General features: G+C 62.8%; 1 rRNA gene. It reads left to right on the forward strand.

What is annotated here, in order from left to right:
• Window positions 1–106, forward strand: a 5S ribosomal RNA gene (gene rrf, locus ACFVVC_RS02755); the annotation flags it as partial.
• Window positions 107–836 lie beyond the last annotated feature (730 nt).

Genomic DNA, 836 nt, shown 5'->3' on the forward strand with positions numbered 1-836 from the left:
TAGCGTGGGGGAAACGCCCGGTCCCATTCCGAACCCGGAAGCTAAGACCCACAGCGCCGATGGTACTGCACCCGGGAGGGTGTGGGAGAGTAGGACACCGCCGGACACACATTGGTCGAGGCCCCAACCACACGGTTGGGGCCTCCCACATTTAAAACACCACCCCACCAACCACCAACCCCCGCTCACACCTGACAGGCAAACCACCAACCCCCGCTCACTTCTTGCGGATCGTCCGGCAACGCCCGCTCACTTCTGACGCGAATGTCAGGAAACCCGGCTTCCACAGTTCTCGCCAAACAGACCCGCAACAACTGAGCGGGCGCTTGGGTTGAAGCTGCAGGATGTGAGCGGGCGCTTGGGTTGAAGCTGCAGGATGTGAGCGGGGGTTGCCGGCACTTAGGCAGACAGGGATGGACAGAGCCGGATGGAGCCAGCCGCAGTTGTGAAGATTGCCACGATTCGGCCGCCAGGTCTCCCTCTGTCCCGGGGGATTTTGCGTCTCCACTAGAATTGATGAAGATACACGGACTTCGAAGCGCTTGATTTCGGGTTGCGTAGGAAACGAAACGAGCGGCTGCAGTTGCGCCAGTGGTCGGCTCACAACAGGAGGAATCCATATGGCCGAGCACAACGGTGGCAACCGCGGCAATGACCGGGGGGCCTTCCGAGGCAACAACAATTCCGGCGGGGACCCCCGTGGGTTCCGCGCCAGGTCGGACCGTGACCCCCGTGGCGGCTCGGCAGGCGGTGTTGACCGCGATCGTAAGCCGTTTGGTGATCGTCCGCGTCGTGATGGTGAGGGTGACCGTCGCGGGTTCAGCGGCGGTGCCGGT

The organism is Pseudarthrobacter sp. NPDC058196, assembly GCF_042882685.1.
In the GTDB taxonomy this organism is placed as follows: Bacteria; Actinomycetota; Actinomycetes; order Actinomycetales; family Micrococcaceae; genus Arthrobacter.